This is a genomic window from Streptomyces calidiresistens, assembly GCF_014141525.1.
In the GTDB taxonomy this organism is placed as follows: Bacteria; Actinomycetota; Actinomycetes; order Streptomycetales; family Streptomycetaceae; genus Streptomyces; species Streptomyces calidiresistens.
Window position 1 is genome coordinate 1 of sequence record NZ_VKHS01000185.1, and the last position, 7,976, is coordinate 7,976.

Annotated in this window: 7 protein-coding genes; all 7 read right to left on the reverse strand. The window is 71.2% G+C overall.

Annotation, left to right across the window (positions count from 1 at the left end; all coding sequences use genetic code 11):
• On the reverse strand, positions 1-284 hold a 284-nt coding region (locus FOE67_RS10370), incomplete at its 3' end, for a hypothetical protein (protein WP_182662828.1).
• Positions 285-584: a hypothetical protein gene (locus tag FOE67_RS10375; RefSeq protein WP_182662830.1), complete on the reverse strand. Its 300-nt coding sequence runs from the start codon at positions 582-584 to the stop codon at positions 285-287.
• A 28-nt stretch (positions 585-612) separates the two neighbouring features.
• Positions 613-906, reverse strand: coding sequence for a hypothetical protein (locus tag FOE67_RS10380; RefSeq protein WP_182662832.1), 294 nt, complete (start codon positions 904-906; stop codon positions 613-615).
• 19 nt (positions 907-925) lie between these two features.
• Positions 926-3,025 carry a hypothetical protein gene (locus FOE67_RS10385; protein ID WP_182662834.1) on the reverse strand — a complete coding sequence of 700 codons (2,100 nt, stop codon included), beginning with the start codon at positions 3,023-3,025 and terminating at the stop codon, positions 926-928.
• Positions 3,025-6,615: a glycoside hydrolase family 78 protein gene (locus FOE67_RS10390; protein ID WP_182662837.1), complete on the reverse strand. Its 3,591-nt coding sequence runs from the start codon at positions 6,613-6,615 to the stop codon at positions 3,025-3,027. The genes FOE67_RS10385 and FOE67_RS10390 overlap by 1 nt, the downstream gene beginning before the upstream one ends.
• A complete protein-coding gene (locus FOE67_RS10395) occupies positions 6,612-6,905 on the reverse strand; it encodes a hypothetical protein (protein WP_182662839.1) in 294 nt (97 codons plus the stop codon). Before FOE67_RS10395 ends, FOE67_RS10390 begins: the two co-directional genes overlap by 4 nt.
• Positions 6,902-7,976: C40 family peptidase (locus FOE67_RS10400; RefSeq protein ID WP_182662841.1), on the reverse strand; the 1,075-nt coding region annotated here is incomplete at its 5' end. The genes FOE67_RS10395 and FOE67_RS10400, both read right to left, overlap by 4 nt.

Sequence of the window (7,976 nt, forward strand, 5' to 3'; positions counted from 1 at the left end):
ATGTTCACCGGACCGTCGTCGAACTCCGCGATGATCTCGGTGTGCTGCTGCCCGCACGGGTGGCAGGCGGCTTGGTAGATGCCGTTCACCGGTACGGCCAGCCGCACCTGGTACGGCTGGCCCTCGACCGGGCAGCCCGGGGTGCGGCAGGTGACGACCGCGTCGATGTGCGGCCACTCCTCCGTGCTCTCGGGGAAGGTGCGCTCCTCCATTGGGAGGTCCTGCTGCGCGAGCATCTTCTCCCGGAACGCCTCGGCCTGCTCCTCGAACTCGACTCTCTCCATCTAGGGTTCCCTCCACATCAGGACACTGACGTTCGTCTCAACGCTGTTGGTGCGGTGGATCCACACCTGACACCCCGTCGGCGACAGGGCCGCGACGGCGACCTCCACCACCCGGATGCCGGGGACGGAGGTGTGCGCGGTCGCCTGCGCCCGCACCGTCCCCCTCCCCCGCAGGGTGACGCCGGTGACCTCCACCATCGTCGGCACACCCGGCTCCGGCGTCACCCGCACCACCGTGTGGAACACATTGCCCGCAGTCAGGGCGCCGGTGACGATCAGATCACCGTCGATGACGGTCATCCCACACCACCCCCTTCCTCTCCTCTGGTCATGTGCGGTCGCGGATCGCGATCCACTGCACCGACGTGGTCGCGGTCGAGTTCCGGAAGATCCAGATATTGAAGCTGGTGGCCGTCACCGAGGCCACCGAGGTCTCGACCACCAGCGTGCCCGGCACCGTCGTCATCGGCGTGACCCATGCCCGCACCGTCCCCGCCCCGGCGAGGTTCAGGCCGGTGATCGCCACTGAGGTCGGGGCGCCCGACACAGGGGTGATCGCGATGACCCCCCGCGCGACATTCCCCGCCGTCAGCGCACCGGAGATCCGGTAGTCGTGCTCCATCACCCGCGTCATCCCACGATCACGCTCCTCTCATCGCGAGCCAGAAAATCCCGGTGTTCGTAGCGTTGGTGCGGAAGACCCACAGTGTGAAGCCGTTCGGGCTCGGGTTGCGGACCGCGGCCTCCCGGAAGGTGGAGCCGGGGACGGAAGTGTCCGGGGTGACCTGCACCCGCACCGGCCCCGTCCCCGTGAGGTTCAGGCCCGTGATGACCACAGGCGTCGGGGTGTTCGGCACCGGCGTGACGATGACGGTGCCGGTGCGCCAGTTCCCGGCCTCCACCGCCCCGGTCACCGTCACATCCCCCACCACGATGGAGGGGTCCGAGGCGGCGGTCAGGGACACCACCCGCCGCGCCCGGTGCCGCATCTGCCCACCCGCTTTGAGTTCCAGATCCCACGTGTGCGAGGAGAACTTGCCGTCCAACGCGAGGTCATCCCGCCTGATCCGGACGACGTCGTCATTCGAGTGCACGGGCATCGGCGCCGTGCTGTACTCGATCGCCTCGTAGACCTGCGTGGCTTCCTGCGCCAGGTTCGCGGCCCGCTCGATCAGCGCGGACTCGCTCGTGGCGTCCTCCTGGTCCCGGAAGTCCGTGATCACCCGACCACGGCGCACCGTGCTCGTCGGGGACGCGGGGTCCGAATTCGTGTACGTCACCGTGATGGCCGGCTCGTCCGGCTCGCTGCGGGTGAGGACCCACCGGTTGGGGATGGAGTGCAGGTCCCGCTCCTGCACCGCCTCCGGGTCCATCACCGACACCTCGTCGTCGAGGTACTCGTATTCCGCGGGGCGTTCGGCGGGCGGCACGTACGGCGTGGCGACCGCCACCCCACGCTCGTCGATGCTCAGGGAGCGGTAGGCGATGGCGTCCAACAGTTCGTTGACGATCGCCAGATGCGACGTGCCGGGCTCCCATTCCCGCACCGTGGTCAGCCGCTCCTCCGAGGGGGTGATGCGGTGGGAGTTCACCCCTCCGAGCTGGAGAACCCGCCGCACCGCCAGCGTGACCAGCCGCAAGGGGTTGCCGTCCCACGCGAAACTCCCGTACCGAAGCTGAGGGCTGGTGTTGGTGTTGCCCCCGAAGCTGGAGGCGCTCAGGCCCATCCAGCCCTGCGTCAGCGGGTCCGCGGACTCGATGGTGCGCTCGATACCCCACGCCTCCGGCTCCGGCGCCCCCGCCGGCCAGACCTTGCCCGTGATGGTCTGCCCGATGATGCGCGCCCGGACGTTGACCATCGTGCCGGGGGTGTAGGACAGGCCCGTCGTTTCCGTCGCGCCGACCTGCGTCGTGCGGTCCGCCACCGACAGCGACAGGGTGCCGTTGGTGTTGAAGTGCACCCGCAGCCGGTAGAAGTCTGCTGTGCTGCGGTACCGCAGCACGATCGAGGGGAGGAAAGCGGCGCCGGTCGCAGTCACGGACACGGCCATGGTGGTGCGGACATCGGCGTCCGCGGACCGCCGGTGCGGTAGCTGGATCCGCAGTGTCGCGGGTTGTTCGGTGAGGGTGACGAAGGCGTAGCCGGCGCCTGCGGTGGTCACCCCCCAGGTGGTGGGCGGGCCCGTGACGATGAGGGACCAGCCGATCCCGGCCGGGGTCAGGCCCCACCCGCCGGTCACGTTCCGAAGGAAAGGGTCGCGGACGAGGAGCATCTCGGGGCTGTCCGTTGACAGCCGGGACGCGATGAGGTCTTCCTCGAGGATCTGGAGTTTGTCGTAGCCCTCGACCCGGCGCCACACGGTGCCGGTGCCGTCAACCTCGCGAGTGGGGGTGACGAGGTTGAAGACCCCGAGCGGCCACTCGACGAAGTCCTCTGGCCCGTAGGGGGGGAGGTGGAGGCGTGCCCACGGCTGGATCCGGTCGGACAGCCAGTCGATGAGGCCGCCCCCGGAGCGGAGGGTGAAGGTCGCGGTGCGCTTGATGACCGCGAGGTTGTTGAGGGAGACGGTGCCGTCCACGATCTCCTCCAGATCGCGGATCTTGACGTCGTTCCTGTCCAGCAGTTCGTACCGGAAGCTCATGCGGTTCGCGCCGTCGACGGCGCGCAGGGCCCGCAGCACTTCCTCGCGGGTGGCGCCGCGCGGGTTGTGCGGGCCGACAGGCGGGGCCAGGGGTTGCATCAGCCCTCACCCCCCGGCGTGTCCGCGTCCACCCGCGTCGCCGTCATGCTGACCTGGTCTCCCCACACCTCGTCCGACACGCCGAACCCGGACAACGTCGAGATCCACACCCGGGACCGGTTGTCCCGCACCACCACCGGCAGCCGCAGCCGGTGCCACGCGCGCAGGGACCGCGTGGTCTCCTCCCGGGTCGGGCCCTCGGGGACGTCGATGGTGATCTGCCACTCCTCCTCCGCGTGTTCGCCGAAGTGGGTGACGGGGAGGTGGCGTCCGGCGTAGTGCCGCTGCTCCTGGGCGATCTGCTGGGTGTCGGAGCGCTGCGCCCGCCCGTGCAGGTAGTGCCGGATCGTGCCCTCCGGGTTGCGGGGGTCGTGGATCCAGACCCCGAGGTAGTCGACGCGGGCCTGGGCGGGGGCGCTGTCGGCGGTGGCACCCGTCGCGAGGGCGCGGGCGATGTAGCGGTAGGTGCGCCCGGAGGCGGCGAGGTAGTCCCGGTGGGAGGAGTCCGGGCCGATGACCGCGATCTGCTCGTACCGGTCCAGTGGCACTTCCTCGTCCGCCCGGTCGATGGTGGTGCGGAGGATCGCGACCTCCCCGGGCTGGGGAACGTCGGTGGCGGTGCGCAGCACCAGGGCGTCGAGGTTGAGGGTGGCGGTGCCGGGGGTGAGGAGGGTCGGGCCGTACCCGGCGCGCACCGCTCCGGGCGGCGCGCTGAACGTCGCTTCGTGCAGCTCCCATTCCGTGTCGGCGGTGACGTCCGCGTGGGAGGAGGAGATGAGCACCCCGTCGTCGTCGTACCAGTCCACGGCCAACCGCACCGAGCCGCTGGCCGAGCGCCAGAGGCGCGAGGAGAGGGTGTAGCGGTGGTTGCCCGTCACCTGCGCCCGCACGCCCTCCTCCGGCCGCACACCCACCGTGGCGGGGGAGCCGACCGGGGTGAGGAGGCCGCTGTAGTCCCCCACCCACGCCGTCCCGTCATCCGCCACGAACGTGCCCGCGCCGCCCGGCACGACCTGCCAGCCGGTGGTGGTGCCGTCCTCGAACGTCCCGTCCGGCCCGCTGACGATCTCGCCGGGGGTGGGGTTCGCGACCTCGATCCTGATGTGCGCCTCCCCCGGCACCGCAACGGCGGTGACGACCGGCTCCATCGGTGAGGTGTAGTCGGGCGTCACCAGCCGCGTGCCGGTGGAGGAGGGCACGCCGGAGGCGCGGGCGGTCACCTCCAGGCGGTACTCCACCTCCGACGCGAGGCCGGTGACGAGGTACGTGGTCGCGGTCCCCGGAACCCACCCCGTATCCGAATGCACGACCTCGTCCGCGGTGCGTACGGCGCGGACGCGGTAGTGGTCCTGCGTGGCGCCGGACACCGTCCACTGCACCACCACATCCCCCGTCGCCAGCCCGGCCGGATTGTCCGCCGCGGGGAAAACGATCGTGGTGTTCCCGGATGCGCTGGTGGCGAAAAAGCCGTGCTCGGACCAGGGGCCCTCGACGTCGAGGGCGTCCCAGGTGCGGGCCCGCCACCGGTAGGCGGCGTCGTTGGGCAGCGTCCCCCCGGCCACCACGTGCTCCTCCGCGCCGGAGGCGACCTTGCCGGTGTCCAGGGCCAGGGTGTCGCTCTCGTCATCCCAGATCTCGATCCGGTACGCGGACTGGGCATCGCCTGGGTTGGGATCCCTGAACTGCCACCGCAGCGTCACCGCACCGGTGGCGTCGAAGTTCGCCACCGGGCTGAGGAGCGGCTGCTCGGGGGGGAGGTTCAGCCAGTCATCGGCGTGGATGAGGGTGTGGGAGGCGCCGGTCTGGAGGCCGATGCCGAGCCGCACCTGCTGCCCCACCATCGACCCCCGGTGCACTCGGATCGAACGCAGCGTGTACCCCGCCCACATCCCCGACAGGTCCGTGACCTCGACCTCGTCGCGCCCGGCCTGCCCCGTCGCCAGGTTCACATGGGTGCGCATGATCCGCAGCGGGGCCGAGGCATCGGTGTAGTACACCCACACCCGGTGCCCCGCCGGGTCGTACACCGCATCCCACGCCGGAGACGTCGCCAACGTGCCGGCGGCGGGCATGGAGGCGATGCCCTCCGCGGCGAGCCGCACGTCCGCCAGCACAACGAACTCCGAGCTGGTGCCGGTGTTCTGGCGGTGCTTGACCGTCAACCCCGCAGAGCTGGTGGAGGAGGCGTTGACGGTGACGAACTGGCTCTCGGAGATCGGCAACACCCGGCTCTTGGCGTCCGCGTCCTTGACGCTGAACCCGGACACCGAGTCCGTGGTCCGGGCCATCGAGGAGAACCCATCGCCGGCAGCGTTCAGGACGTAGCGGGCGAGGGACTGGCGGGCGGCGGTGCCGAGCACCTGGTGCTGCGCGGTGGACATCACCCACCCACGGGCCGACCCCGGCCCCGCCGCCACCACCTCAAGCAGCGAACCCGTCTCGTTGGCGTAGTTGTTGAAGCCATCCGGTGCGCTTCCGGCGATCAGCCGGCCCTCCGCGTCCCCCGACCCGCGCAGCAGCGTCCCCGCCCCCGTCAGCAGGTGATCGCACGACAGGAGGGCGTAGGGCATCTGCGTGCCGGTGTTCGGGCCGGGCCGGTGCGCGGCGACCACCACCAGCGTCCCGGCCGCCCCGCCCTGCGGATGCCACGCCGCGGACACGTTGTTGACCGGCGCGTCGTACACCGGTAGCACCCCGGTGCGCTGCGTCCCGAGGGACCACGTGTACCCCGCGCCCTTGATCAGCGCGCGGGCGTTGATCCGGTGGTTCCCCGTCGCCTGGTTGATGACGTAGAGGTTGTCGTCCGCGTCGCGGGTGAGGGTGTGGCTCTGGGCGCCGCGCCGGTCCGCCGCCGCGTTGATCGCGGCGACCATCGTCGCGTTCCCCGCAGAGTCGGCGTGCCAGACCCGGTACTGCCCCATCTCCGGCCCCGGATTGAGCTGCTCCAGGTAGACGTGCGTGCCGTCGGAGAGCTGGACCTGGGCGGCGAGGGTGAGGTCCATGACGTGCCGGGTCGTCGCGGTCACCAGCAGCGCCACCCGCTGCGCGGCCGTGTTCCCGGTGATGGACTGCCGCAGGTTGTTCCACTCCGTGCCGCTGGGCGCTTGCTGGTTGCGGTTGCGGCTGGAGCACACCACGTACCGGCGCGTCGCGGTCGACTCCACCTGGTCGAGGTCCAGGCCGGCGCGCACCACCAGGGACCCGGCCTGCTGGGCGCCGGCGACCCGGCCGCGGAGGGTGAGCGCGGCGAGCTGGGCGGGCGTCCGCCAATTCCCCGTCGTCAGCGAGGTGCCCCAGTTGTACTCCCGCAGCTCCAGATCCCTGGTCACGTTGGTGCCGGCCGCGGCGTTGTTGGTCAGCCTGACGTATGCGGCGACGGGGGTGGCGGTGGTGCTGCCGACCCAGTCGACCCGCACGAAGGACTGCCACACGTACCGCACACCGCTGCCGAGGGACTGCCCGACGAACATCAGCGGCAGCGTGGACCCGGGGGCGATGAGGTTCGCGCCGGCAAGGGCGGTGGCGTAGGTGGTGCTGGAGGACTCCAGGTAGCCGTCCGAGGAGTGGCCGAGGACGAGGGTGGTGGTCATCGTGCGCTCTCCGTCTCTCCGGCCATGGCCAGCGCCGCGGCGGTGAGGGTGTCCGTGCCGGTGGGGTCGATGATCCGAAGCCCCGGCTCCCCCACCGCGGGCCCGGTCCACACCAGCAGCGCCCCCTCCTCGTCGGCGGCGACGGCGCCGATGGTGCCGGTCCGGCCCGCCAGGTCGGTGCAGGACAGGCGCCCGGCCATGTCCCGGTCCGGGTGGTCCTCCCACTGCTGGGCGGCGCGCTGGGCGGCGGCCACCGCCTCCCCCGCCCCGCTGTGCTCGTTCGTCGTCACGGCATCCCCTCTCGCCTGCGCGCACCGTGGCTGCGCGCGACCTGCGGCAGACGCTCCAGCACCCGCAGCACATCCACGGCTTCCTTGATCTCCCGGGCCTGCACCGTCACCGTCACCGGGCCGGTGACCGTCACCCCGCCCCCACCGCTGCCGGTGGCGGACGCCCAGCGGTCCAGACGCGCGGCCGTGAGCACCATCTCCGCAGCACCCGACCGGTTGATCCCGGCGTGCCCATCGAGGAGCACCCCCCCGGAGTCGTGCGTCCCGGGCGGCGGCGCGAACATCTCCCGCCGGGCCCTCATCGCGGCGTCGAGCGCACTGGTGGCGGTCTCTTTGCGGTCCTGCCAGACGATGCGCCGCAGCTCCCCGAGCCCCCCGGCACGACGGACGTCCTCGGCATCGACCACACCGCCGTCCTGGAAGCCGGTGGGGCGGCGGATGGAGGAAGCGGAGTTGACATAGCCGGCGGTCTTGACGACCCGGTTGTTGCGTTCGTTGCCACCGACCGTCTCCCTGCTGGCGGGGTCGGTGACGATGTTGATGTGCCCCGTGTCCCCCCGGTACAGGGCGAGGTCGCCCGGCCGGGCCTTGGCCAGGGACGTCTTGGACAGGGCCGTGTAGGACCTGACGGCAGGCGTGTTCGCGACTTTCGACAGCGCCGCCCGCGCCCCGGCCTTCCGGAACACCCAGTCGACGAACATCCCGCACCACTCATCGGTCCACATCCCCGGCGCCCGCGTGTACTTGTTCGGCCGCCCGTGGTGCCCGACTTCCTTCCGCGCGATGTCCGCGACCTTCCGCCCGGAACCGCCCTCCAACTCCCCAGCCTTCGGCGCCAACCAGCCCTTGATCCGGGCCACCAGGAATTCCACCAGCCGGGTCGGGAGCCCCTGGAAGCCCTCCCGCCCGAACAGCTCTTTCAGGCCGCTGATGATGGGGCCCGTGACCGCGTCCAGGGCTTTGACGAACCCGTCGGAGAAGAAGCCTTTGCCCTTGTCGATGAACCCGCCGACGGCGCCGCCGATCTTGGAGATGATGCCGCCGCGCTCATACCCCCGCAGCTCCCCCGCC